Origin of the sequence: Pedobacter sp. BS3 (assembly GCF_008274585.1) — a bacterium.
GTDB lineage: Bacteria > Bacteroidota > Bacteroidia > Sphingobacteriales > Sphingobacteriaceae > Hufsiella_A.
Genome location: NZ_VTRT01000004.1, coordinates 107,994 through 134,519 on the forward strand (window position 1 = coordinate 107,994; position 26,526 = coordinate 134,519).

Here is a 26,526-nt window from a genome sequence, read left to right on the forward strand (position 1 = left end):
GTGAAATTTGCGAATGGAATCGCAAAATTTATATTAAATTTGCGAATGGAATCGCAAATGTTATGATAAAGAGAACGCTTGAAGCTAGCCTGACAGAAAGACTGAACGATGAAAAAGCCATTATTATACTTGGCGCACGGCAGGTAGGCAAAAGTACCCTGGTTAATGATTTTCGTGATAAAATGGCTTCTCCGGTAATGTATTGGACGGGTGATGATGCCGACATTCGTCAAATGCTGAAGGAGCCGACATCTGCCCGGCTGAAACAACTGATTGGAAAAGCCGCGACTTTAATCATTGACGAGGCTCAGCGAATAGAAAATATCGGGGTATGTATTAAGTTGATTATAGATAATATCAAAAATATTAAGGTAATTGCTACCGGCTCATCCTCGTTTGATTTGGCTAACAGGATTAATGAACCATTAACCGGAAGGAAATGGGAATACCGATTGTATCCCTTATCATTTTCAGAGATGGTTAATCATCACGGTTTATTGGAAGAAAGAAGAATGTTAAATCATCGTTTGGTTTACGGCTATTATCCTGAAATTGTGAATAATCCCGGCGATGAGATGCCCCGGCTGAGACAGTTGGCAGACAGCTACCTGTATAAGGATATTCTTACCTGGGAGCGGCTGCTTAAGCCGGAAAAGCTGGAGCGTTTGATACAGGCGTTGGCCTATCAATTGGGTAGTGAGGTATCTTATAATGAGCTCGGCCAGCTTTGCGGCCTGGACAACCAAACCGTTGAGAAATATATCCAGCTGCTGGAAAAAGCCTATATTATTTATCGTTTACCTTCATTTAACCGGAATTTACGTAATGAACTGAAAAAGAGCCGGAAAATATATTTTTATGATAACGGTATCAGAAACGCAGTTATAAACCAGTTTAGTGCGATAGAAACCCGTCAGGACACCGGCGTTTTGTGGGAAAACTTTATAATGAACGAACGATTAAAGTATATTGATTATCATGCTGTTTATTGCAACCGGTATTTCTGGCGTACGCATGCCCAGCAGGAAATAGATTATGTTGAAGACCGGAACGGAAAGCTGTACGCTTATGAGTTTAAATGGAATGCCGGGGCAAAAACGAAGTTTCCGGGTTCTTTCATGTCAGCATACCAGCCTGCTGAAGCATTAGTAATCACTCCCGATAATTTTGTTGACTTTGTAAGCAATGGAGGTTGAGAATTGTATTTTCTTTATTAATATAATGATAACATCAACTTTATCTGATGGTAGCTAATTTGCGAATATTTGAAGTTGATAAGTTTTCTACCTGTAATTTTAATATTTTTGAATTGCCTGTTTTTAATAACGCTGAGTAGTTGACGCTTTTCACTGGAATGGCAGCAAAAAATATATGGAATCAAAAGCACACACAGATTTGTGGAATTTATTCATCGATGGCGATGATAAGGCTTACTCACAGCTATATCTGCATTTTGCTGACGTATTATTTGCTTTTGGTTCAAGATACAGCTTTGATAAGGAACTGGTGAAAGATAGCATTCATGATGTATTTGTTGATTTATACAGATACCGGAAAAATCTGTCGATAAATGTTAATGTAAAATCGTACCTTCTTACATCGTTAAAGCGGAAAATCGCTTACCTGTTAAAGAAGCAGGCAGGCAGCGATTATAACGAAAATGCGTTTTTAATTACTTTCTCTGTAGAGGATAAAATTATTGACAACGAAAGACAGCGTGAAATACTCTTGAAAGTGAAAAAAGAACTGGATCAACTTCCCGACAGGCAAAAGGAAGCGCTTTACCTTCGATATAATACAGAACTGGAGTATGAAGAAATAGCCGGAATCATGGATATATCGGTTGCAACCTGCCGCACCATGGTATACCGGGCATTGAAACAACTTCGCGAACGTATGGAAAACGTTGGAGGTTATCACATGTTGCTGTTTTTATTGAGAACCTGTTGTCCTAAGAATTAATCTTCCGTCTGCCGGACAGCTACGTCAAGTAATTCTCTCCCAATTAATATATTTTCAATTCACTGAAGGCGCTCTGCCTGGAGAATTGCAGGTATTAGCATTAAATTTCAAATTATTTTGAAATTTAAGCGCTCTAAAGTCTATAAATTACAATCCCGGTACTTTGTGAGGTTAAAATAGATGTATGAAGTCAGGCGAGAAGAAGGCAGAAGATATACTAACAGGTAATATTACTCCCGGCGATCAGGTTTCACCACGTCAGCAGGAAATAGCATCCGGTATTCAAACCGTATTAAAATACGCCGGTACAGAGAAATTAACATCTCAGGAAAAGCAGCTTTTATGGAACAGTATAGAACGTAGAACCCAAGGTTTGAGCAAGTCGCTATATACTGTTTGGGTAAAAGTGGCAGCCGTGGTTTTACTGGTTTTAGGTATAGGATTATGGCAGTACGCTGAACGCTCCGGCAATAAACAACATGTGGTTCAAACGGCAGATACTATAAAACCAGGTGGCAATAGAGCCCTGCTCACACTTTCTGACGGAACCCGGATTGCCCTGAATGACCTGAAGGATGGCGTTGTAAAGCATGAAAAAGGAGTAAGGATTATAAAAGTTAAAGGCCAGGTGAAGTATGAAATTATTCCCGAAGAAATAAATGAACCAGCTACCTATAATACAATAACTACACCGCTTGGAGGACAATTTAGCGTAAAGCTACCGGATGGTACTCAGGTATGGCTTAATGCGTCGTCGTCTTTACGTTACCCCACACGGTTTAGTGCAAATAATCGTACAGTAAACTTGCAGGGCGAAGGATATTTCGAGGTAGCAAAAGATAAATTTCGCCCATTCAGGGTAGAAACATCGAGACAGACGATAGAAGTACTGGGTACGCATTTTAATGTACAGGCTTATACCAACGAGGAAATAACCAGAACTACCTTAATAGAAGGCTCTGTAAAAGTTTTAGTTACAGAGGCCGGAAATCATTCTTCATTTCTCTTAAAACCAGGCCAACAGGCAAACCTTGGTAAAACAATGTCAATTGCGGCAACAGATACAGTTGAAGCTATTTCCTGGAAAAATGGCCGGTTTTATTTTAATAGCAGCACTTTACCGGAGGTGATGCGGCAACTTGAACGCTGGTATAATGTTGAGGTTGATTACACACAGGCGCCTGCCATACACTTTAACGGCGTGATATCACGTTATGCCGACCTGGGTAGTGTATTAAATATGCTGGAATTTACCGGCGGGATAAAGTTTGAGGTGCATAACAGAAAAATCAGGATAATAAACCCAATTAATAACCCTTAAAAATAGCAGCTATGGAAGAAAAATACATGTAAGTCTATGATGCCAATAAGCCGGAAGTGTCGCATACTTCCGGCTCTGTAAGGCCCTGACGATAATAAACGATTAGAGTTAATTAACAAATTCAATAACCTTAATTCTTACAAATCTATGCATTTTGATGTTCACTGTCAAAGCAGGAACCGACTTCCTGTTTGTGAAAGAACACGTGGAATTTCTGTAAAAACCAAAGTGTTTTTAATTATGAAATTAACAGTTATCTATTTAACCATTCTGGGTTTGCAGGTTAGTGCCGCAGCTTATTCGCAAAAAATAACCATCAACGCAGAAAACGCATCGTTAGAATCTGTATTAAAGGATGTAAAGCGACAGAGCGGCTACTTTCTACTGTACAAAATGGAGCTGATGCAGCATACCAGGCCAGTATCAGTGTCGTTTAAAGATCTGCCGGTAGAGCAGGCATTAAAGCAAATATTTTCCGGACAGCCATTAGAATTTTCTGTGAGCCAAAAGACCATATTGGTAAAATCAGCGGAGGCTAACCTGGCGGAATCTCTGCAAAAAAGTATTCGGGGAAAAGTAACTGATGAAAAAGGTGATCCTCTGGTTGGGGTATCGGTAAAACAGAAAAGCGCCAATCGGAGTACTTACACGAATGCTAATGGTGAGTTTCAGCTCAGTAATATTAATGATGATGCCATACTTATTTTTACGATGATTGGCTATAAAGCCCGTGAAGTTACAGTAGGAGCACAGCAAATGCTGAATGTTGTTCTGGCTGCCGAATCGCAGGCACTTGAACAGGTAGTTGTAGTAGGTTACGGTGAAGTAAAACGCCGAGATCTTACTGGTGCTGTAAGTATTATCAAACCTGAAGATTTTGCCGATTTGCCAGGAGTGCGGGTTGATAACTTATTGCAGGGTAAAATAGCTGGTGCCGATATTATTTCGTCAGACGGCGAGCCCGGTTCCGGTACAACAGTGCGCATCCGCGGGACCCGCTCTATTAATGCTGATAATGAACCCTTGTACGTAATAGACGGTATTATTGATGCTGGTGATCTGAATGACCTTAACCCGGATGATATCGCATCAATTGAGGTATTAAAAGACGCTTCATCTACTGCCATTTATGGTTCAAGAGGGGCCAATGGCGTGATACTGATAACAACTAAACAAGGAAAGGTTGGTAAGGATGTGGTAACATTCAGGACAGACGTGGGTATGGCGCAACTACCCAAATTCCTGGATGTAATGAATGCCTGGCAATGGGCAGATATGGTGAACGAAAATGCCCGTCTGGCTAACCCAACAAACCCTAACCTGCGTTATGATCTGGACACCATTCAAAATACAAACTGGGTAAAAGAGATTACACGTACGGCTGTATATAATACCAATACAGTTACAGCGTCTGGTGGCAGCGATAAACTTCGTTATTACTTTTCGGGTAACTATGCCAACCAGCAGGGTATTATCAAATCATCGGGATTAGAGCGTTACCAGGTCCGTTTAAATCTGGATAAGGATTTTTCCAAGCGTTTTCGTGGCGGATTGCGCATCAATTATTCAAATATTGCACGGGCGCTCAACTCCATTGATATTGGCTCAAACTCGGGTTATAGTTTGTCTGCATTGACCATGCCTCCGGTTATGACAGTATATAATGATGATGGCGATTTTGAAGCCTGGAATCCGGCATATGGAAATTACGTTAACTCACCGGTATCTATTGTAGATATGGTGAAAAATCAGTTGAAGCAAAAAAGCTTCTGGGGTAATATGTTCCTGGAATATGATATTGCAAAAAATCTGAAACTCAGAACAGCGTTCAGCGCAACTTCTGCTGATACACGCATTAATAAATATGAGCCGGGAGCATTGCCCGCCCGTAATGCTACCAATAGTGGTGGCCGGGCTACAAAAACCTCAACCGGCGATCAGCAGATACTTAGCGAAACCACACTTACCTTTGATAAACGCTGGCAACAACACCATGTAAATCTGATGGGAGGATGGACTTATCAAAGTCGCGTTACTGAGCGCATGTATGCCCAGGGACAGGGATATTTTGTAGATGCCCTTGAAGATAATAGTTTACAATCGGCCGATAAAGCCAATACATCCATTACTTCAGATCTGGTAGATCGCAAAATGCTGTCAGCCATAGGACGGATTAACTATGACTTTAACCGGAAATATTATATCACAGTTACCGGGCGGGCCGATGGAGCCTCAAACTTTGCTGCCGAGCATAAATGGGCATTTTTCCCTTCTGCCGCAGTAAAATGGAATATGGCAGAAGAACCCTGGATGCGGAATCTTAAAAATGTACTCAGCCAAACATCTTTCAGGTTAAGCTACGGAGCCTCAGGTAATCAGGGAATAGCCCCTTATCAGTCATTGGCAAGTCTGAATGTAGAAAATAACGGCTACATTTTTGATGGCTCGCTACCTATTGCTTACCAGTTTGGTAACCTGACCAACAGCGGTCTTACCTGGGAAACTTCGAGGGAATGGAATGCCGGACTGGATTTAAGTTTTTTAAATAATCGCATTAATCTTACTGCCGATGCGTATCGTACCACCACTAAAAATCTGCTGCTTGAAGTTCAAATGCCTCAGCAAACTGGTTATACATCGCGGCTGGTAAACATCGGTAAAACTCAAAATAAAGGTCTTGAGTTTTTACTTAATACGGTAAATCTTAACAAAGGAGTGTTCCGATGGGAAACTACCATAACTACTGCCTTTAATCAACAGAAAGTACTTGATTTAGGTCCTTTGGTGCGGGTAACCACGCTGGTTAACTATACCGCTAAACAATGGCCAATGTATGCTTACCAGGTTGGTATGCCGGTATCGTCATTATTTGGGGCTGTATATGCCGGTGTATGGCATTCGCAGGACGAAATTGAGCAAAATAAAACGGATAAACAGTATGTTTCTGCCACTACGGCTTATTATGCGCTGGGTCGTCAACGGTATGTGGACCAGAACCATAACGGGCAGCTAGATGATGGTGACATGGTGTACCTGGGACATGCTGAACCAACCATGTATGGTGGGTTTAATAACAGCTTCAGCTATAAAGGTGTATCGTTGGATGTTTATTTTACTTATCAAACAGGGGCTAAAATGTACAATGCCACCGAATTCAATATGGGTACGGGCACTATTCTTACCAATCAGTATACCTACATGCTTAACCGTTGGCATCCGGAGAATAATCCGAATTCAGATCTGCCGCGTGTAAACTCAAAAGATCATATACCCAACAGCCGTTTTGTGCACGATGCATCATATTTGCGCTTTAAATCCTTCAGGGTGGGATATACCTTTAATACTAAAAATATGCCTGTTAAAGGATTTAAGGGACTAAGTTGCTATCTGACGGGTACTAACCTGTTATTATGGACAAAATATAATGGTTATGACCCGGATGTAAGCGCTACAGTTAAATCCAGCGCAGCAACTACAGCAACCAATAATTCTACCGTGCGGCGTAATGATGACGGGGCTTATCCCAACAATCGCACACTGGCATTAACTGTATCGGTAAAACTCTAATGCAACAATCATGAAAAAGATATTTTATGTATTCATATCCATCCTTACAACAGGTTTGATCTCATGTAAAAATACGCTGATAGAAAATCCCAAGGGCTTTGTGTCGCCTGTTAATTTCTTTAACAGCGAAAAAGAATGTCAGGCTGCCGTTAACGGTATATATGACCGGCTTTATGATATTTATGGCAATCTGGCTGTATTTACAGCCCTGGAAGTAGCTTCGGATTTAAGTGTGAGAAAAGTTTCAACCAATAACGAGGACGGAACTTTCACTTATACACCTAATGTACCCGGTGCCGGTGCTATTGTATGGCAGTATGCCTATAACGGTATCATGTATGCTAATAATACCATTTCCGGAATAAAGCGGGCACCCATATCAGATCAGGCTAAAAGCAGATATATTGGCGAGGCTATATTTCTACGGAGTTTGTACTATTATACATTAACCAGCATGTTTAGTGATGTGCCGTATATTGATTTTGCGTTAGAATCTGAAGAACTGGTAAGTAAAGCCGGGACTATGAAACGTACAAATGCTGATTCTATCCGCACGGCTCTCATGGCTGACTTAGAGCATTATGCTCCGTCGCTTCTGCCAACAGTTTCAGGTGCCGATCTGGGCCGTGCGACACAGGGAGCCGCCTATACTTTATTAAGTCATATAGCGTTGTTCAATAGAAATTGGAAAAAGGCAGAATGGGCTTGTCAGCAGGTAATAGATAGCAAAAAATATAAATTGGTAAATAACTGGGGAGATATTGATTCCATAGCCAATAATCCGGAGTCAATTTTCGAAATACAATTTACCTATAGCGCTACAGGGCTTAAACGTACGCACAGCATTTACAACTCATTCATGCCTTATCCACGTAGCGGTAGTACCAGTAAATACGACGGTGTTGATATGGGAAGCAATACACCTACAACCTATGGTCACATTGTGCCCACCCAACGCCTGATATCCTATTATTCTGCTAACGATAAACGTAAAGACCATATATTGGCCTATAAGTATAAAGGTGTAGAGTTTAACCGTTCGAAAAGCAGTGCTCACCTTCCCTGGTTTGGTCCAAGATTTTGGGATTTTAAGGCTGTAGCCAGTGTTGGCGGACGCAATATGATTATGTTCCGTTATGCCGATGTACTGTTAATGCAGGCCGAGGCACAGATTGAACTGGATGAGTTTGATGATGCTAAGAAGAACCTGAAACTGATTCAGGATAGGGCAAATATCAGCGATATTACAGCGTCGGATAAGCCGGGTTTGAGAGAGCAGTTACGCAGGGAACGTGCCCGTGAACTGGTTGGCGAATATGGCCGGAGGATAGATTTAGTGCGTTGGGATATCTTTTTAGAATCTATTAAGTCCGTAAAAGATGATTATGCCGATCCGGCCAATTATGTAGAACAATACAAGCAATATTATCCCATACCGGCCCAGGAAGTTGTTAAAAATCCTAACTTAGAGCAGTACGGGCCTTATAAACAATAGTTATGATTAGAATCCTTCGTGTATTTATTCTTTTAACGGGTTTATTGTTCTTTGGTACCGTTAACGTAAGCGCACAACAAAAACCTCTTAAAATAGTAGATTATAACGTATTAACCGGGTTCCAGAAAAATCCCGCCCAGGCAGCAGTTTTTGTTGCCTGGGTAAAGACCATACAGCCGGATATTGTTGCTATGGAAGAGCTGAGTACGTTTACCCAGGATTCGCTGGAACGGATGGCAAACCGATACGGGCATCCGTATGCCGTTTTACTGGCCAAAGAAAAAGCCGCTCCGATAGGCATTACCTCTAAATATCCGATTGTGAATGTGCAGAAAGTTACCGATAACATGCATCACGGGTATATTTATGCGCAGGTAAAAGATTATCATCTGTTGGTTACGCATCTTTCGCCGTTCTCTTATGAGAAATGTAAACAGGAAATCAGTACTATCATCGTGAAAGCAAACGCATTGCCTCAGAAAGATAAGATCCTGATTATGGGCGACCTGAACTCATTTGCGGCAACAGACAGCGTTGCCTATAAGGAGAAAGGTTATAAACGCAGGTATGGTGTAATACAGCTACTCTTAGAGGCCGGTTACACCGATGCGTATCATGCGAAGCATCCGGCTACGGCGTTCAGCTATCCCACTAAAAAATATACCGGCGGCAAAAAGCAATTTTGCCGTATCGATTATATCTTCTTAAATAAAGCTGCCCGAAAAAAGTGCCTGGATATTCAGATTGTTAAAGATGCCGTTACCGATAGCCTGTCAGACCATTATCCTTTGCTGATGGATATGAAACCCTAACGAAACCGCTGAACTAATGCGGCAGCTTTTCCCTGATTAGACCATATACCCAGGTTCCGGCAATGGCACTTAACAGCGTAACAATAACTACTGTTGCGCCTGTGCCAATCTGGGCGAAGATCGGCCCGGGACAGGCCCCGGTAAGTGCCCAGCCAAAGCCGAACAGCAGTCCGCCATATACCTGACCTTTATCAAATTTTTTGGGATGAAAGGTTACCGGCTCGCCATAGATGGTTTTGACCTTAAATTTTTTGATCAGCCACACGGAGATCATCCCGGTAATTACAGCGCTGCCAATTACGCCGTACATGTGGAACGACTGTAGCCGGAACATTTCCTGTATGCGGAACCAACTGATCACTTCGGCTTTGACGAGTATAATGCCGAAAAAAATTCCGGCAATCAGATATTTCAGGAGGTGATACCATTTGTGTTCCAACTGGCTTTCGTTGATACACATGGCATCCAATGAGCGCACGTCTTTTTCAGATGACAGCTGAGAGTTGACAGATGACAATTGAGAGTTGACAGATGACAGTTGAGAATTGATAGTGGATAACGATTGATTTCTCATAATTATTTACTTTTATTATTTCGTTACTAAATTTTTAATGTCGTGTCTAAAGGTGTCTTAAATTCAAAATCTTATGCTTTTGCTTTAGATGTAATCAGGTTTTATAAGTTTTTAACTTCTGAAAAGAGAGAGTTTGTTCTGTCCAGGCAATTGCTGCGTAGCGGCACTGCTATCGGGGCATTGATCCGTGAGGCTGAACATGCCCAAAGCAGAAAAGATTTTCTCAATAAAATAAACATCTCTTTGAAAGAAGCTAATGAAACTGAATATTGGATTGACTTACTAAAAGACTCAGAACTTATATTATTAGAAGAATATGCCGACATTTCTCAAAAAATTAAAGAGATACTTAGATTATTAATCAGTACGGTAAAAACCACAAAGCAAAACTTAGACAGGTGACAGATGACAGTTGACAGATGATAGATGACAGTTGACAGATGATAGATGACAGTTGACAGGTGACAGTTATCCATTGTCCATTATCAGTTGTCCTCTGTCCATTATCCATTATCCATTATCCTCTGTCAGTTGTCCACTCTCCACTCTCCACTCAAAGAGAAAGTATTAACGGCAAGATCAGATTGGCCACGATGAAGCCACCGATCATAAAGCAGCAGGTGGCAATGAACGAAGGCCATTGAAGCATCGATAATCCTATAATAGAATGACCGCTGGTGCACCCACCTGCGTAACGTGTTCCAAAGCCTACCAGGAAACCGCCTGCTATCATCAGCAGAAAGCCTTTTAATGTAAAAATGGTCTGCCAATTCATAAGATCCAATGGCACCAGGTTACTATGATTGGTAATGCCGTAACCGGAAAGCTCGGCGTTTAGCTTAGGGTTTATCCTGACAGGATCCGGATCATTGAGATAATGTGCAGCCAGAAATCCGCCGACCAGGACACCGCTCACAAAAAACAGGTTCCAAGCCTCTTTTTTCCAATCGTATTTAAAAAAAGGGATGTTGGCAGGCAGACAAGCCGCACAGATATGCCGGAGCGATGAGCTGATACCGAACGCTTTATTCCCAAGAATTAATAAGGCAGGAACTATTAAGCCAATTAGCGGGCCGGCAATATACCAGGGCCAGGGTTGTTTGATGATGTCTAACATTTTTAGGAAGTCAAAATTCAAAATTCAAAAGTTAAAAGGCTGTACGCGAAGCCAGTCTGTAACTGAATAATTAAAAAGATAAAATTAAAAAATAAAAAACCATTTTAGCTTGACGGTCTTTATAACCCGTAATATATAGCCTGACGGAAAGCTAAGCAGCTTTTTAGTTTGTGTGACTTCACTTCATTCAAAACTTTCAACCTTCTGGTAAGGCACACACCCGGTATCTGTACAGCTACTTTAGTAAGGTAATTTTATTCCTGCCGAGTTTGGTTACACCGGTTTCTTCCAGTTGTTTCAGCAGGCGTGAAACTACTACACGTGCCGTACCCAGCTCGTTGGCCAGCTGTTCGTGGGTAATGTAAATGGTTGTGCTTCCTGTAAGCTCTTCTTTCTTCTTCAATAGAGTAAGCAGGCGTTCGTCAACCTTTTTAAAGGCAATGGCATTGACAATATCCAGCAATTCTTCAAACCGTTTATGGTACAGCCTGAAAATGTAATCCAGCCATTGCGGGTATTCGCGGATAAATAACGTTACTTTTTCTATGGGCAGGAAAAGGATCTCGGCATCTTCCTCCACTTCGGCCTTTACTTTACTGGTCTCGTTATGTAACCCGCCCAGGAAAGACATGATGCAGCTTTCGCCGGCTTTAATATAATAGAGCAGTATTTCTCGGCCGTCTTCTTCGGTACGGATTACGCGGATAATACCCCTGGTTACAATGGGAATGGAGCGAATGTGCGCATGCTCGTTCAGGATGACATCACCTGCCTTATAATTTTTACGGATGCCGTTGGCATATAGTTTTTCAATCAGCTCAGGTGAGAATTGCGCTCCGGGAATATCGTTTAAATATGCCATTTTACAAAGTTAGCACATATTGTCTTGCGAAGTGTTGACTTATTCTACACAAAGTAGAAGTTGTCCGCATGCATTACAATGCGATTTGTTTTTATATGGTTGATTTGTAGTTGTTTATGTTGGTTTTCTCTTTTTGGTACGGTTATTTAACAATGTAGGATAATTATTAAGTACATAAAAATCCTATTAAGATGAAAAAAGTAATTTTAGCGGCTATCGCATTGACATTTGCAGGGTTAACAACCACATACGCACAAACACCGGATAATCCGGCAACAGATAACGGAACCATGCAGCAGCCCCCTGCTGACCAGCAGCCAACCACACAACCGCCAACTCTTCCCCCTGCTGATACAGCTCAACCGCCTGCCGGTCAACAGGCAACACCTCCGGCTACCCAGCAGGATGTAAGAACACCGGTTGACCTGGCTGCCCTGCCCGATGGTGTGAAAAAGACCCTGACCAACGACCTGTTCAAGGAATGGGTTCCTTCGGCCGCCTATAACGTTAAAACAGCCGATGGTAAAGAGTACTATTATATTGAGGTTAAAAAAGGTAACGATACCAAGAGCATTAACCTGGATAAAGATGGTAAAGTTGTAAAATAAGCCCAGCAAAAAGCCGTTGTGATATAAATATAAACGGCAATTGTATTAAATAAAATACACGATATAAAAGCCGGAGATATCTCCGGCTTTTATATTTTTGTACTCTTACCCTGAAACGCTATGGCAAACATCCTGCTGGTTGAAGACGATACTACTTTTGTTAAAATACTGGAAGGTTTTTTGCAAAAGCACGGCCATAGCGTACACACGCAAACAACGGTTAAAGGGGCGTTGGCTTCGCTCTCATCTGCCGATTACCAGTTGCTGTTATTAGATTACCGCCTTACGGACGGTACGGGTCTCGACGTGCTTCATGCGGCACAGGAAAAGGCGCTTCATTTGCCCGCTATTATCATGACCAGCTTTAACGATGTGCGTATAGCTGTAAAAGCAATGCGGTCGGGTGCTTTTGATTACATCACCAAACCGGTAAATCCGGATGAACTGCTAATGGTGCTTAATGATGCATTGAACAAGAAAGAATCCAGCATTGTTAAGAGAGCTCAGGCAAAAGGCCCTGATTTTATTGAAGGCGAGAGCCGGGCATCGAAGAAATTCTACGAATACATACGTTTGGTGGCGCCCACCAATATGTCTGTGCTGCTTCAGGGCGAAAGCGGAACCGGTAAGGAGTACGCGGCATCGTGTATCCATCGCTTCAGCGAGCGGGCTTCGGGGCCATTTGTTGCTATAGATTGTGGGGCTTTATCAAAAGAGCTTGGCGGAAGCGGGCTTTTCGGCCATGCCAAAGGTGCTTTTACCGGTGCTATAAGCGATAAAAAAGGTCAGTTTGAAGCCGCAAATGGCGGAACATTGTTCCTGGATGAAATTGGAAACCTGTCGTACGATGTGCAGGTAAAGCTGCTGCGGGCCTTGCAGGAAAAGGTAATACAACCTATCGGCAGCCTCAGGCAGGTTAAGGTAGATGTTCGCATTATAGCCGCTACTAATGATGATTTGCTCAGCAGCGTAGCTGCCGGGAGCTTCAGGGAGGATCTATACCATCGCTTAAATGAATTTAAAATACAGGTTCCGCCACTGCGAAACCGTGAAAGCGACCTGATGCTTTTTTGCGAACATTTTATCAGGCAGGCTAATGCCGAACTGAAACGTCATATCAAGCGGCTTTCGCCGGAAGTTATTAACGTATTCAAAAATTACGACTGGCCGGGCAATCTCCGTGAGCTGCGTAACGTAATTAAACGCATGGTGCTGCTGTCGCCCGGAGACGAAGCCGGTATAGAAAGCCTTCCGGATGAGATGATACTCGCTTTAAAAAAGGAGCCAAAACCCGACGGCTCTGACCTGAAAGCCATTAATGAAGCTAATGAGAAGGAATTAATTCTGAAAGTACTGCACGAAGTGCGGTATAATAAAAGCAAGGCTGCCCAGAAACTGAACATCGACCGCAAAACGCTTTACAGTAAAATGGCTAAATATGAAATAGAGTAAGCAAATTGCCAATCTGTTGATCTCTTTTCCCCGGCCTGTCCCCCGACAGGCCGGAACGAATAAATGTTGGTCTGTCGGGGGACAGACCAAGGGGCAAGATGTCTTCCCCGTCTATTAATTAAACTGTTATTAAAAAGAACAGAAGCTAACTGTTTTCAGCTTAGCTTTGTAACGCTTACTCTGGCAAGCTCTTTCATGCCAAATCTGCTTACTATTTAGCCGTTATTCCTGATACTTTGTACAACGGAAGCAGCTATCTTCAATCTGAAAAACAACCGGTTGCGTAAACCCCTTTAACTAACCTTTATGAATAAAAAAATGAACCGAATCAAACATTTTGCGACCTGTGGCATTGCTTGCCTCGTCGCGTTAGCATTATCTAACTGTAAAAAAGGAAATGATGCTTCAACTGCCGAAATTGTCAATCCATCGCTGAAAAGCGGTAACGAAACCAAATCCGTTTTATTTAATGGCGATGCTGCTAACGGATCAAGCAATGTCTGGAAGGATATCAATATTGAAGGAACAGGATCTGTAACTACCATTAATGATGAGACCGGAACATTGTGCTGGAAATTTCTGAAACCAGCCGATTCACACCGGACAGAAGGCCACGGCGCTAAAAATTACCAGGCTGATGAGGACGATGTGATCTATATTGGCTGGACAAGTAAATTATACATGCCGCTAACATTGCAAACAGACGCTGTGTTTCAATGGAAATCGTACCCTACGGCTGGTGCGCAGGCCAATCACCCCATCATGCTGCGAACCAAGAACGGCAATCTGGAGCTACAGTATTTTGATATTAATCATAATGCAACAGTGCTTTGGTCAACATCGCTATCAACAAGTACCTGGCTGAAATTTGTTATCCGGATGAAAATCTCATACGATGATTCAGTCGGTTACGTAGAATTCTGGTATAATGGAGTGAAACAAACGCTGTCTAACGGTAATCAGCGGGTGTACTGCCGTACACTTGACAGCGATTATTGCGATCCCAAATGGGGTGTTTATGGTGGCGACGCATCGCAGGTAACTAACATTGTAAAGAAAATACGCATTGGCACATCGTATTCCGACGTAGCGCAATAAAAATTTCAATGCAAACCGGTTGGCAATAACTATCCCGCAAGGGCTTCTTATTAAAAGAACAAACGGTTGGAACAGGTATAGATAGCCTTTCCAGCCGTTTTGTGTTATCTTCGGGCGCTCAAAATGCAGACCGGTCTGCGTGTAGCTTTTGAATTTTTACTTTTGAATTCTCTGTTTTTTTACTTAGTAAAATGCCAATAGAAGATGCATTTTGTTGATTACTTTTGACTATTGTTGCACTTTATACTGTTTTCTTTAATGAATATTACTGTTTTTTCGGGCCTGAGAATATTTTTTATTTTGATTATCGTTGTCTGCTCGCAGCAATTACATGCACAAACCCGTTCTATTTATCACAAAGGCTGGATAGACTTTAACAAGAATGGCAGGAAAGATGCTTTTGAAGATCCAACGCTGCCTGTTGACCGGCGGGTAGATGATCTTCTCTCGCAAATGACACTGGAAGAGAAAACCTGTCAGATGGCTACCTTGTACGGTTACGGACGGGTGCTAAAAGATGAAATGCCTGCCGCCGATTGGAAAAATGCCGTTTGGAAGGATGGCATAGCCAATATTGATGAAGAATTAAACAGTGTTCCCAACAATAAAAAAGCGGCTACAGCTTACTCCTATCCTTTTAGTAAACACGCTGCGGCTATCAATACCGTGCAAAAATGGTTTGTAGAGCAAACCCGTTTAGGCATCCCGGTAGATTTTACTAACGAAGGTATTCATGGCCTGTGCCATGAAAAAGCCACGCCGCTTTGCGCCCCCATTGGCATTGGCAGTACCTGGAATAAAAGCCTGGTGAACCAGGCCGGGATTATTGTGGGGCGTGAGGCAAAGGCGTTGGGTTATACCAATGTGTATACACCTATACTCGATCCTGCCCGCGATCCGCGTTGGGGAAGGGTGGTAGAGTGCTATGGCGAAGACCCTTTCCTGGTTGCCGAGTTAGGTAAACAGATGGTATTGGGTGTTCAAAGCCAGGGCGTGGCGTCCACCCTAAAACATTATGCCGTGTACAGTGTGCCCAAAGGTGGTCGCGATGGTAATGCCCGTACCGATCCGCATGTGGCTCCGCGAGAGATGCACCAGATCTATCTCTATCCGTTCAAACGGGTTGTACAGGAGGCGCATCCATTGGGTGTAATGAGCAGCTATAACGATTGGGATGGCATTCCCATAACAGGAAGTCATTATTTTCTTACGGATTTGCTGCGTAACCAGTTTGGATTTAATGGTTATGTCGTTTCAGATAGCAAAGCCGTAGAATTTATCGCTTCCAAGCATCACGTGGCTGCCGATTTTAAAGGCGCTATTGAACAGGCTGTCAATGCGGGATTAGATGTATGGACGAATTTCAGGCAGCCCGAAGATTATATTCTTCCCTTACGGGAGCTGGTTAAAGAAGGTAAAGTATCCCAGGAAACGCTTAACAAACGGGTAAAAGAAGTATTAACGGTTAAATTCAAATTGGGATTGTTTGATCGTCCTTTTGTTGAAGATCCGCAGCAGGCTGATAAAACAGTTCACACCAAAGCCGATGATGATTTTGCCTTGCAGCTGAACCGGGAATCGCTGGTATTGCTGAAAAACGAAAAGAATATATTACCTCTTAACAAGCAGCAAACCCGGAAAATACTGGTAACAGGTCCGTTGGCGGCAGAAACCAGCTACATGGTTAGCCGGTACGGTCCGGGTAATAATCCGTCTACGTCCATATTAGAAGGTATAAAACAATATGGAGGAAATCATATCAGGGTAGATTATGCCAAAGGTTGCGATATTGTAAACCCCGGCTGGCCCGGAACGGAAATTATACCAACTGCATTGACAACTTCGGAACAAGCTTCCATAAACGAGGCGGTAGCCAAAGCCAAACAATCAGATATCGTGATCGCTGTGGTAGGTGAGGATGAAAAGCGGGTGGGAGAAAGCCTTTCGCGTACCAGCCTTGATCTGCCTGGCAGGCAACAACAGCTTTTACAGGCGCTTTACGAAACCGGTAAACCGGTAATTCTCGTACTGGTAAACGGCAGGCCTCTAACTATAAACTGGGCAAACCAGTACTTGCCGGCTATCCTCGAATCCTGGTTTTTAGGCCCGTCGGGAGGAAAGGCTGTTGCCGAAGCGATTTTTGGCGATTACAATCCCGGCGGAAAACTTCCGGTTACCTTTCCCAAAACTACGGGAGAACTGGAGTTTAATTTCCCGTTTAAGCCTGGTTCGCATGCCGATCAGCCATCATCTGGCGAAGACGGATATGGCTCAACACGGGTTAACGGGGCGCTTTATCCCTTTGGCTACGGCCTGAGCTATACCACATTTCAGTACAAAAACCTGAAAGTGACTCCCGAAAAACAAACCCCAACCGGCAATGTACAGGTTTCGGTTGAGGTAACCAATACCGGCAGCCGTAAAGGCGATGAAGTAGTGCAGCTATACATTCGCGATAAGCTGAGCAGCGTAATTGTCTACGATTCACAGTTACGCGGCTTTGAACGCATCACGCTGCAACCCGGCGAAACCAAAACCGTAACGTTTACCATTCATCCCGAACACCTGATGCTGCTTAACCGCGATATGCAATGGGTAGTAGAACCGGGCGAATTTGAAGCGTTAATAGGAAGCTCTTCCGAGGATATCCGGCAGAAGCAAACTTTTGTTATTACAGGTAAATAAACAGTAATGCATCAGGTTGTGTATATTTAAATTTCTTTGCAAATGCGATGAAGAAGTATGCTGGTAATAAGGTAATTACAATAAGCGATATCGCTAAAGAGCTGTCTGTGTCCAAATCAACGGTATCCCGGGCATTGCAGGATCATCATTCTATCAGCGATGCAACGAAACAGGCGGTAAAGCGGCTTGCGAAGCAATACAATTACCACCCTAATGCCATTGCATCAAGCCTGTTTAAAAAATCAACCAAAACCATTGGTGTTATCGTTCCTATTATATCGCATTACTTTTTTTCCACAGTTATATCGGGTATCGAAGATGTGGCGTACAAAGCCGGGTACAAGGTTATTATCTGCCAGTCCAATGAATCGTATAAACGTGAGGTTGATTTAGTAAAGACATTGTTGTCTGCTCATGTTGACGGTCTGATTGTTTCGGTTTCCCGCGAAACAAAAAATGCAGGTCACTTCCAGCTTTTTTTAGATAAGGGGATACCGCTGGTGTTTTTTGACCGGCTTCCTGTAGGTATTAAAAGCAACAGCGTTTCGGTTGACGATTATCAGGGAGCATACCATCTTGTAGAGCACCTGATCAAACAAGGTTTTAAAAAAATAGCACATTTTGCAGGTCCGCAGCATGTTATTGTGGCCAAAAACCGCTTCCTCGGCTATAAAGCCGCCTTGCAGAAACACCATATCCCATTTGACGAAAACCTGGTTTTTGAAACCGGCTTCGAGCGAAAACATGGCGCCAAAGCTGCTGAGCTGCTGCTATCCCGCGATACCCTTCCTGATGCGGTGTTTGCAGTTTGCGATCCGGTAGCAATCGGGTTGATGTTTGTGCTAAAACAACATGGAATAAAAATACCCGGTGATATGGCAGTCGCCGGGTTTAACGATGAGCCGATCGCTACCGTAATTGAGCCGCAGCTTACCACGGTAGTGCAGCCGGCTTTTGACATGGGTGTTTCGGCAGCAACCATTTTTCTCAAAAAAGTAACAGAAGATGCGGATGCTGATTTCATTGAAAAAGTACATCACACCGCATTAAGGATACGCAATTCGAGCTTGCGGCTAACTCCAAATCCCTCCTGAGATAGCGCTCGTTCAAAAAAGTGTGACCCCAGCTTGTATATCGCATTAAGATACCGGATTCCCGAGTACTCCTAGGATGTACCGACATCTTTAACAATAGACCCATTGACTTTTCAGCCCTTATCTGCACTATACGTTGTCCTCTCACTGCCTTTGTTAATCATGGAGGTGGATTTACCTTAACTGCCTATGTGGGTATTTGGAATAAAGTGTAGAACAGGCTTATATTGACCTTGTACCGGATGATGTATATTTTGAGCTTTTTAATAATCTAGTAAGATCATTCAGCTTTTTGCAACCGGTTGTAAAAAAACTTAAAATTTATCCAAATAAACCCAAGAAGATTTATTATTCAATCATATATACATTATATGTGAATATACACGGCAGATAATGCTAAAATAGCTGAATACTTCGCCAATTGATAAAAATAACAATTGCCGATTATTTGCTCAATTGCGATAACCAATTAACACACGTTTTCACCAATTAAAAAATGTTAACTAATGATGAGAAAATTGACGCTTTTTCATAGATGAAGAATGAGCATCTGGGATTTTAATTTTAGTAGAAATCAACCGGTTGCGTTAGCAGTCGGGTAAAACCAATTAATTAAATTAATATGAATAAAAAATTTACACGAGCTTTTTTGCCACCAGAGAAAGCTTTTGCATTGAATGCCGGAAGGCTAAGGATCTTCCTGCTTATGGCGGTATTGCAACTGCTTATTACGGCAGTTTATGCCCAGTCAACTATTAAAGTTACCGGAACTGTAACTGATTCTAAAGGCGAACCGCTGCCCGGGGTTAGTATAAAGGTAAAAGGCACACCTGCCGGTACTTCAACAAACGCTAACGGTAAGTATACCATTACAGTTCCCGATGCTAAATCGGTACTCACCTTTACCTATGTTGGTTTTGTAACTAAAGAAGAAAGTGTAGGCAGCCGTACCGTTATTAATATTAAACTAAGCGAAAATGTAAGCGATCTGGATGAAGTTGTAGTAACGGGCTACGGTAGCGCTGTAAGAAAACGCGACCTGACCGGCGCCATTGCTTCGGTATCATCAAAAGATATCCAGGAGCGGCAGCCTGTAACCTTATATGATGCCCTTCAGGGACAGGTAGCAGGCGCCCTGGTAATGAACGATAATGGTGATCCAACCGGCGAAGGAACCATCCAGATCCGGGGAGCGTCAACCATCAATGCATCTGGTACCGGCCCATTATATGTTATTGATGGAGTAATAAGCGATGACGCCAATTTTGTAAATCCGGCTGATATTGAAAGCTTTGAAGTGTTAAAAGATGCTTCTTCTGCTGCTATTTACGGTGCACGTGGAGCTAATGGGGTTATTATTATAACTACAAAAAGAGGCCAGGAAGGCAAGCCCAGTATAACAGTGCAATATACCCATACCCTGGGCGAATTGGCTCATAAATTACCTGCTGTTACGGCGGCAGATTTACGTTATTACCGGGCGCATCGCGACAATAAAACGACCGGTGCAGTGGCTGACTCGGTAAACCATTACATGAACCAGGATAATGATTTTCAGGACGAGATGCTGAGAACAGCGCACAAGCAGGTTGCTTCGCTGACATTACGGGGTGGGCAAAAAGGCTTAACCTATTATAGCGGTGTAAATTATACAGACGACCGTTCTATTGTTATTAATAGCTGGGCTAAAATGCTGCAGACCAAGCTTAACGTAGATTATCAAGCCTCGCCGAAGCTGAAGATCAGCAATAATTTAGCCTTTGCTTATCAGAGTGGTAACGATATCCCGGTGGGTACTTCTGTTAACGTGCTGTTTGACCGTAACCCCTGGACCAGCTTGTACAACCCTGACGGCTCGATGTCAAGTTATGTAGAATCCAAACGGAATCCTGTGGCGTATGCGTTATATGAAATTCATAAGCGTAACTACTTAACGGCGCAGTACAACATACAGCTTAATTATAAGATATATAAGGATCTGCAATTCACCACGTTGTTTAATGCTAAGGCCAGGAATAATCAATATACCAATTTCTCGCCCAAGTGGTTAACGTCAAAGGGCGAAGGTAATGCAAGCGGTACGAATGAACTTAGCAAAGATTTCAATTGGGAATACCAGGCATTCTTTAACTATAATAAAACCCTTGCCGGAAGCCATAATATAACCGGTATGTTGGGCTTCAGTGCTGACAGGCGGCGTTACGATGATTTCTATTTTGCCATGTCGCAATACCTGAACGAAACCATTTACACCTCAAATGCCGCGGGTCTGCTGGACCTGGCTAAGACCACTACATTTGCTACTGCCAATTCAGATGCATCGCTCTTTGGCCGCTTAGGTTATAATTATAAAGGCCGCTACTTGGTTGAGGGTACATACCGTCGTGACGGTTCTTCCCGTTTCGGTTCCAATAATAAATACGGAAATTTCTTCTCAGGATCCGCCGCATGGCGTTTCTCTGACGAAACATTTATGAAATGGTCTAAATCATTCCTGGAAGATGGTAAGTTGCGCTACAGCGTTGGACAAACCGGTAATGATGCTATTAATGATTACGGTTCTGTATCGCTCATCAATTTTGGCGATGAGTTTTATAACCTGGTAAGCATGGGAGCATTAAGTACTACCATGGGAAACACCAATATTAAATGGGAATCAACAACACAACAAAATCTTGGTCTTGACCTTAGTTTGTTCAAAGGCAAGGTGAGCGTATCAGTAGATGCATACAAAAAAGTTACTTCTAATTTGTTGTATGACAAAAAGTTACCTGCTGAGACAGGGTTTGTCAGTACTTTTATTAATTTAGGTACTATTACCAATAAAGGATTGGAGATAGCCATTGGCGGAACACCTGTAAGTAAGAAAGATTTCCAGTGGAGCACCAATGTCAACGCATCGTTTCAGCAGGGCAAAATTACTAAGCTGGCTGACAATAGCTCCTTTTTATCGGGTGATAAATGGCTGATACAAGAAGGCGGTAATATCGGTGATATGTACATGTTCAAAAATCTGGGTGTGTATCAATACGATGTGTCTAACGCCTACGATGAACATTGGAACCTGCTAACCCCCGTAGGCGTATCAAGCGATGGCAAAGCGGCAGAAGGTTACCTGCTTAACGGACAACCTTATACCGGTGTCGTGCAGCAAATGAAAGATGGAAGCTCCGGTCGGGTATTAACTGGTGGTAATACCATCTGGCAGGATACCGACCATAACGGGGTAATTGATAATAATGATAAAGCCATTTTAGGTAATGGTGTGCCTAAATACTACTTCGGGTTTGTCAATAATTTCAGGTACAAACAGTTTTCGCTCAATGTTATTTTTAACGGCAGCTTAGGTTACCAGGTATACAATAAGGTAGCTAATGGACAGAACAGGAACAGTTCAACCTATTCGCCGCCGACACCAGATGCCATTTACAATTCCTGGCAAAAGCAGGGCGATATTGCTAAATATCCTTACTTCCCGAATAAAGACACTTATGGCGACATGCGTTATGGCATAAACAGCTTATATCTCGAAGATGGTGATTTTATCCGCCTGAGCAGCGCTAAGCTGACCTATACGCTGGATAATAAAATTGCCAAAAGATTTAAGGCAAAATCTGCTAATGTATACGTTTTTGGCCAGAACCTGGCTACCTGGACAAACTACAGCTGGTTTGACCCCGAGTTTAGCTCTAAAGGTTTAAACATTGGTGAGGATAGCGGTAAATATCCCAAAAGAAGAGAAATTGGTTTAGGTGTCCAGTTAATTTTTTAAAGTATTTGATATGAAAAAGATAATATTCGGGACTGCCATCTGCAGTATGTTAATTGTACTGGGCAGTTGTAAAAAATTTTTAGACGAGAAGCCGTTAAGTGCGGTTTCACTCGAACAATATTTCCGGTCGGCACAGGATATTACCTCATCGGTAGCCGGTGTATATGCTGCCTTTCAGCAGGAAATGACCGGCGATGGTGATAATAAATCAAAAATATCAACGTATGGTGGTAAATATCATTATTGGGGAGAATCCCGCTCAGATGATTTTGAGCGCAATGGCTATTACAGCACGCTTGACGTAGAAACTACGTTAAACCAGCTCACCTCCGATAATGATATGGCCGATTGGACAGGTTTGTATATTACTATAGGTCGGGCCAATACCTGTATCAAATACATTCCTGGAGTCCCTAAGTACGATGCTACCGTTTCGCCAGTAACTGTAAATAACAGCCTGGCGCAATGCTATGCCATGCGGGCCATGTGCTATTTTTACATCGTACGGCTCTGGGGCGATGCGCCGATCTGGCTGGAACCTTACGAAGACCAGGCTGAAAATCCGGAAAAACCGAGGGAGAGTAAAGACAAGATCCTGGATGAAGTGATTTTGCCCGATCTTCAGAAAGCGTATGAATTGATTCAGAAAAATCAGACAGCTAATGTATGGTATATTAATGAGCCTGCTATTTGTGCCATGCTGGCCGACGTATACATGTGGAAGAGAGATTTCCCGAATGCGAAAGCCTGGATGGATAAGCTGTTCGCGACTAAAGGCCCGCAAGGAACAGTTTATGGTACGACCGGTGCTACGCTGGAACCGCAGGCAACCTGGAAAAAGCTGTTCACTGCACCTAATACAACAAACGAGAATATCTGGAGCATTAACTGGGATTTTACTTCAAACGGATGCGCTTGTATACCAGTATCTATTCAGCTGAGTAATAATCACCAGAAAATAGACTCGGTACTTCACACTACCTGGAAAAAGAACCTGGTTGATACACGTGTAACCAAGTCCATGGATACGTTACAGGGAAATGGTCACTGGGATAAAGTGCTTAAATATTATGACCCGGTAACAAATGGTACAAAATTTCCGGCAACTGCCGATAAGATGAACGTTTACCTGGTAATGTACCGCTTAGGCGATATCTATTTGCTCTATGCCGAAGCATTGAACCAACTTGATAAACCCGGGGATGCCATTACTTTCTTAAATTTCATCCGAAAAAGGGCTATCCTTGCTTCAAATTATGTACCTTATACAACGGCCGATTTTGCAACCAAAGAAGATTTGGAAGATGCTATACTGAAAGAACGTCAATATGAATTACTGGGCGAAGGTAAGCGTTGGTTCGACTTGATACGTACCAACCACGTTGAAAAAGTAATGGATCCTATCTTATCTTTACGGCAGCAAAAATACGGTGTACCTGTAGTTGGTTTTGGTACCGATACCAGGAGGTATTTGTGGCCCTTATCTAAAGACGTGCTTAACGCCAATTCATTGTTAACCCAAAATAAACCCTACAATTAAAAGCAAAAGCATTATGAAAAAGTTACCAGTTTTATTGATCGCTGCTTATGCAATGGTGTTAGCAGGATGTTCGTTATTCGGGTTGGATGTGCAGAAAGATGCCAAACACCCAAAAGCAGATACTATTGATGCCCATTTATATAAAAACGCCTGGGAGTATATCAAATCAAGAAGTATTGAATCAGCTACAGATACGCTTTTTAAACCGTTTTATACTGGTATTATTTACAGCGGTATAGATACCAATGAATACAAAAAAGAAAACAGGACATATATCTTGTTGAACAGTGAAGCTGTATACAAAAAGAACAGTGCGTTGTCATTTTTTAACAATGTTCCGGGAAAAACCGGTTTGACAGGCAAAAACGATTGGCGTAATTACGATAAAGATGTGGTTAAGGCATATTTACAGTACCTCATTATAGAAGGGCAGTATGCACACGAAAATATACCCATCACCAGGCTTGATGTAAAAACCACCTGTCCGGCAGGAACATACCCGTCAAACCCCAATTCAATTATGAATCTCAGGGTGTACAATGGCGAGTACCCAGGTGCAAACCAGCAGGATTCGCCGATAATTATTAATGAGAATCTTGCGGCACCGACTAATTTCGTGATTACATCCGATTTACGCCCGACTAATGGTATCATCCAGGTAGTCAGGTGCTGGGTAGATCCCAATGCCCCAGTAATTGAGTAATTGTTTTAGGTGTTGATAAGATACCTAAAAACCGATCGTCATTGCGAACCGAAGGGCTGCTTGAGAAATGGCGTGAAGCAATCTTGAGAGTATTAATAGATTGCTTCCTCACTTCACTGCGTTTCGTTCCTCGCAATGACGATATTTTTAATTTAGTAAAGTGTATTATAAAGTGCCATGAAATTTATTTATTGCGTGTTGCTATGTGTCGGTGTTTTACTATCAAATGTATTTTGTAAGAAAAGCAAAGGTACCGGACAGGAGAATGGAGTTGATAATTCTGAAACGCCGATCCCTCCGAAAAGTACAGCTTTGGTTTACATCGGCTCAAACCAAAAGCTGGCATACAACACTTACGCCAATGAGGGCGAAACAAACAGTGTAAATACTGTTCCGGACTTTTCACATGCCGGTTACAAGGATGGTGGTGTTTCGTTGCCCGATATTCCGGTAAAGAAAACAATTAGCGCCATTTCCGGCGATAATCTGCAGCATATCCAGGATGCGATAAATGAAGTGCAAGATCTTCCTGCCGATGCCAATGGCTTTCGCGGAGCCGTTTTGTTGCAGGCTGGTACGTACAATGTAGAAGGAACGCTGGTCATCAGCAAAAGCGGTGTAGTGCTGCGGGGTGCGGGTCAGGGTGCTGCAGGAACAATTATAAAAGCTACCCAAAAAGCGCAGCATACCCTCATCCAGCTTAAGGGTTCGGGCTCCGGCTTAGCAGAAGTAAGCGGAACGCGTAAAAAGATAACCACAGATTATGTCCCTACAGGAGCAATCAGCTTTGCTGTAGAATCAGCTGCCGGTTTTGCCGTTGGCGATCACATTGCCGTATATCGTGTACCTAACCAGGCATGGATTGATGATCTGCAAATGGCGCAATATGGCTGGGTGACAAAAGATTATGATATCAGTTTTGAACGCAAAATAGCTGCCGTTAATGGAAATATCATTACCATTGATGCGCCGGTAGTTGACCCTATTCAATCCAAATATGGCGGCGGATATGTTTATAAAACCAACATCAACGGCAGAATCAGTAATTCTGGCATTGAAAACCTGCGGCTGGTTTCATATTACGATGGCGACGAGGACGAAAATCACGGCTGGAAGGGTATCGAGCTGATCCGTGCCGAGAATTGCTGGGTGAAACAGGTAACCGCCCAGTATTTCGGTTATGCCTGTGTTTCCATCAGCAAAGAATCGGTGCACAATACCGTAGAAGAATGCGCTATGCTCGATCCAAAGTCTATAACAACCGGTGGACGGAAATACTCATTTAACCTGGAGGCGGGAGCGTCGTTTAACCTGTTTCAGCGTTGCTTCACACGTGGAGGCAGGCATGATTTCGTAACCGGCTCACGCGTACCTGGCCCTAATGTGTTTTTAGATTGCTATGCTACCGATACACAATCGGATATTGGGCCGCATCACCGCTGGGCGACCGGTGTGCTGTTTGATAATATATATGGGGGACAAATTCATGTGCAGAACCGAAAGGCAATGGGATCTGGTCATGGTTGGGCCGGTGCGCAAATCCTATTCTGGAATTGTGCGTCCTATAAAAATGATATTAAGGTAGAAAGCCCTAAAGGAGCCCGTAATTGGGGCATTGGCTGTACAGGGCTTCAAAAAAATGGAGCCGGATATTGGGAAAGCTGGAATACTAATGTGCTGCCTCGAAGCCTGTACCTGGCACAACTCAAAGACCGTTTGGGCGAAAGCGCCGTAAATAAAATAACGATAGCAGCCCAACGCAGCGGAAATATTTATAATTTATTAAAATCATGGGCTGGGGAAGGTAAATTGTCCAATTAGAAATAACGTTTATAGCGTACATTTGAGTTTGTCTAAAAGTTCC

Annotated in this window: 19 protein-coding genes; 16 read left to right on the top strand and 3 right to left on the bottom strand. The window is 42.8% G+C overall.

Annotated features, from left to right (window positions below; genetic code table 11):
* The first annotated feature begins 62 nt into the window (after positions 1-62).
* The 6 genes from FW774_RS12310 to FW774_RS12335 all read left to right on the top strand — a co-directional run bounded on the left by FW774_RS12310 (position 63) and on the right by FW774_RS12335 (position 9,157).
* Positions 63-1,196: an ATP-binding protein gene (locus tag FW774_RS12310; protein WP_149348505.1), complete on the top strand. Its 1,134-nt coding sequence runs from the start codon at positions 63-65 to the stop codon at positions 1,194-1,196.
* Positions 1,197-1,371: 175 nt separating this feature from the next.
* The gene (locus FW774_RS12315) at positions 1,372-1,962 is read left to right on the top strand and encodes an RNA polymerase sigma factor (protein ID WP_149348506.1); all 591 of its coding nucleotides are present in this window, start codon (positions 1,372-1,374) and stop codon (positions 1,960-1,962) included.
* 184 nt (positions 1,963-2,146) lie between these two features.
* Complete coding sequence (locus FW774_RS12320) at positions 2,147-3,283, top strand: FecR family protein (protein WP_149348507.1); 1,137 nt, start codon at positions 2,147-2,149, stop codon at positions 3,281-3,283.
* A 240-nt stretch (positions 3,284-3,523) separates the two neighbouring features.
* Positions 3,524-6,850 carry a TonB-dependent receptor gene (locus FW774_RS12325; RefSeq protein WP_187774888.1) on the top strand — a complete coding sequence of 1,109 codons (3,327 nt, stop codon included), beginning with the start codon at positions 3,524-3,526 and terminating at the stop codon, positions 6,848-6,850.
* A gap of 10 nt (positions 6,851-6,860) precedes the next feature.
* A complete protein-coding gene (locus tag FW774_RS12330; protein WP_149348509.1) occupies positions 6,861-8,345 on the top strand; it encodes a RagB/SusD family nutrient uptake outer membrane protein in 1,485 nt (494 codons plus the stop codon).
* A gap of 2 nt (positions 8,346-8,347) precedes the next feature.
* On the top strand, positions 8,348-9,157 hold the full coding sequence (locus FW774_RS12335; protein WP_149348510.1) for an endonuclease/exonuclease/phosphatase family protein: 810 nt from the start codon (positions 8,348-8,350) through the stop codon (positions 9,155-9,157).
* A gap of 13 nt (positions 9,158-9,170) precedes the next feature.
* Here the strand turns inward: FW774_RS12335 and FW774_RS12340 are convergent, their stop codons facing one another.
* Positions 9,171-9,617 carry a DUF6691 family protein gene (locus tag FW774_RS12340; RefSeq protein ID WP_197739862.1) on the bottom strand — a complete coding sequence of 149 codons (447 nt, stop codon included), beginning with the start codon at positions 9,615-9,617 and terminating at the stop codon, positions 9,171-9,173.
* Between the two features lie 156 nt (positions 9,618-9,773).
* Here FW774_RS12340 and FW774_RS12345 point away from each other — a divergent pair, with 156 nt between their 5' ends.
* Positions 9,774-10,133 carry a four helix bundle protein gene (locus tag FW774_RS12345; protein ID WP_149348512.1) on the top strand — a complete coding sequence of 120 codons (360 nt, stop codon included), beginning with the start codon at positions 9,774-9,776 and terminating at the stop codon, positions 10,131-10,133.
* Positions 10,134-10,284: 151 nt separating this feature from the next.
* Here the strand turns inward: FW774_RS12345 and FW774_RS12350 are convergent, their stop codons facing one another.
* Entirely contained in the window at positions 10,285-10,869 is a 585-nt protein-coding gene (locus FW774_RS12350) for a YeeE/YedE family protein (RefSeq protein WP_242457811.1), read from the bottom strand.
* A 214-nt stretch (positions 10,870-11,083) separates the two neighbouring features.
* Positions 11,084-11,710 (bottom strand): Crp/Fnr family transcriptional regulator, encoded by a 627-nt coding sequence (locus FW774_RS12355; protein WP_149348514.1) that lies wholly within the window; start codon positions 11,708-11,710, stop codon positions 11,084-11,086.
* A gap of 191 nt (positions 11,711-11,901) precedes the next feature.
* Between FW774_RS12355 and FW774_RS12360 the strand changes: the two genes are divergently transcribed.
* The 9 genes from FW774_RS12360 (at position 11,902) to FW774_RS12400 (ending at position 26,483) form a co-directional block, all read left to right on the top strand.
* The gene (locus FW774_RS12360; RefSeq protein WP_149348515.1) at positions 11,902-12,318 is read left to right on the top strand and encodes a hypothetical protein; all 417 of its coding nucleotides are present in this window, start codon (positions 11,902-11,904) and stop codon (positions 12,316-12,318) included.
* A gap of 120 nt (positions 12,319-12,438) precedes the next feature.
* Complete coding sequence (locus FW774_RS12365) at positions 12,439-13,770, top strand: sigma-54-dependent transcriptional regulator (protein WP_149348516.1); 1,332 nt, start codon at positions 12,439-12,441, stop codon at positions 13,768-13,770.
* 318 nt (positions 13,771-14,088) lie between these two features.
* Complete coding sequence (locus FW774_RS12370; protein ID WP_149348517.1) at positions 14,089-14,868, top strand: heparin lyase I family protein; 780 nt, start codon at positions 14,089-14,091, stop codon at positions 14,866-14,868.
* Between the two features lie 258 nt (positions 14,869-15,126).
* On the top strand, positions 15,127-17,553 hold the full coding sequence (locus FW774_RS12375) for a glycoside hydrolase family 3 C-terminal domain-containing protein (RefSeq protein WP_149348518.1): 2,427 nt from the start codon (positions 15,127-15,129) through the stop codon (positions 17,551-17,553).
* Positions 17,554-17,600: 47 nt separating this feature from the next.
* Positions 17,601-18,647: a LacI family DNA-binding transcriptional regulator gene (locus tag FW774_RS12380; protein ID WP_149348519.1), complete on the top strand. Its 1,047-nt coding sequence runs from the start codon at positions 17,601-17,603 to the stop codon at positions 18,645-18,647.
* A gap of 622 nt (positions 18,648-19,269) precedes the next feature.
* Complete coding sequence (locus FW774_RS12385; protein WP_149348520.1) at positions 19,270-22,419, top strand: SusC/RagA family TonB-linked outer membrane protein; 3,150 nt, start codon at positions 19,270-19,272, stop codon at positions 22,417-22,419.
* Positions 22,420-22,429: 10 nt separating this feature from the next.
* Positions 22,430-23,959, top strand: a complete 1,530-nt coding sequence (locus FW774_RS12390) for a RagB/SusD family nutrient uptake outer membrane protein (protein ID WP_149348521.1) — start codon at positions 22,430-22,432, stop codon at positions 23,957-23,959.
* A gap of 13 nt (positions 23,960-23,972) precedes the next feature.
* Positions 23,973-24,662 (top strand): hypothetical protein, encoded by a 690-nt coding sequence (locus FW774_RS12395; protein ID WP_149348522.1) that lies wholly within the window; start codon positions 23,973-23,975, stop codon positions 24,660-24,662.
* Between the two features lie 177 nt (positions 24,663-24,839).
* Positions 24,840-26,483, top strand: coding sequence for a hypothetical protein (locus FW774_RS12400; protein ID WP_149348523.1), 1,644 nt, complete (start codon positions 24,840-24,842; stop codon positions 26,481-26,483).
* Positions 26,484-26,526 lie beyond the last annotated feature (43 nt).

What these genes read in the sequence shown, in the direction of transcription:
- FW774_RS12310 (WP_149348505.1), top strand. Translation starts at nt 63, where the DNA reads ATGATAAAGAGAACGCTTGAAGCTAGCCTGACAGAAAGACTGAACGAT.
- FW774_RS12315 (WP_149348506.1), top strand. Translation starts at nt 1,372, where the DNA reads ATGGAATCAAAAGCACACACAGATTTGTGGAATTTATTCATCGATGGC.
- FW774_RS12320 (WP_149348507.1), top strand. Translation starts at nt 2,147, where the DNA reads ATGAAGTCAGGCGAGAAGAAGGCAGAAGATATACTAACAGGTAATATT.
- FW774_RS12325 (WP_187774888.1), top strand. Translation starts at nt 3,524, where the DNA reads ATGAAATTAACAGTTATCTATTTAACCATTCTGGGTTTGCAGGTTAGT.
- FW774_RS12330 (WP_149348509.1), top strand. Translation starts at nt 6,861, where the DNA reads ATGAAAAAGATATTTTATGTATTCATATCCATCCTTACAACAGGTTTG.
- FW774_RS12335 (WP_149348510.1), top strand. Translation starts at nt 8,348, where the DNA reads ATGATTAGAATCCTTCGTGTATTTATTCTTTTAACGGGTTTATTGTTC.
- FW774_RS12340 (WP_197739862.1), bottom strand. Translation starts at nt 9,617, where the DNA reads ATGTGTATCAACGAAAGCCAGTTGGAACACAAATGGTATCACCTCCTG.
- FW774_RS12355 (WP_149348514.1), bottom strand. Translation starts at nt 11,710, where the DNA reads ATGGCATATTTAAACGATATTCCCGGAGCGCAATTCTCACCTGAGCTG.
- FW774_RS12360 (WP_149348515.1), top strand. Translation starts at nt 11,902, where the DNA reads ATGAAAAAAGTAATTTTAGCGGCTATCGCATTGACATTTGCAGGGTTA.
- FW774_RS12365 (WP_149348516.1), top strand. Translation starts at nt 12,439, where the DNA reads ATGGCAAACATCCTGCTGGTTGAAGACGATACTACTTTTGTTAAAATA.
- FW774_RS12370 (WP_149348517.1), top strand. Translation starts at nt 14,089, where the DNA reads ATGAACCGAATCAAACATTTTGCGACCTGTGGCATTGCTTGCCTCGTC.
- FW774_RS12375 (WP_149348518.1), top strand. Translation starts at nt 15,127, where the DNA reads ATGAATATTACTGTTTTTTCGGGCCTGAGAATATTTTTTATTTTGATT.
- FW774_RS12380 (WP_149348519.1), top strand. Translation starts at nt 17,601, where the DNA reads ATGAAGAAGTATGCTGGTAATAAGGTAATTACAATAAGCGATATCGCT.
- FW774_RS12385 (WP_149348520.1), top strand. Translation starts at nt 19,270, where the DNA reads ATGAATAAAAAATTTACACGAGCTTTTTTGCCACCAGAGAAAGCTTTT.
- FW774_RS12390 (WP_149348521.1), top strand. Translation starts at nt 22,430, where the DNA reads ATGAAAAAGATAATATTCGGGACTGCCATCTGCAGTATGTTAATTGTA.
- FW774_RS12395 (WP_149348522.1), top strand. Translation starts at nt 23,973, where the DNA reads ATGAAAAAGTTACCAGTTTTATTGATCGCTGCTTATGCAATGGTGTTA.
- FW774_RS12400 (WP_149348523.1), top strand. Translation starts at nt 24,840, where the DNA reads ATGAAATTTATTTATTGCGTGTTGCTATGTGTCGGTGTTTTACTATCA.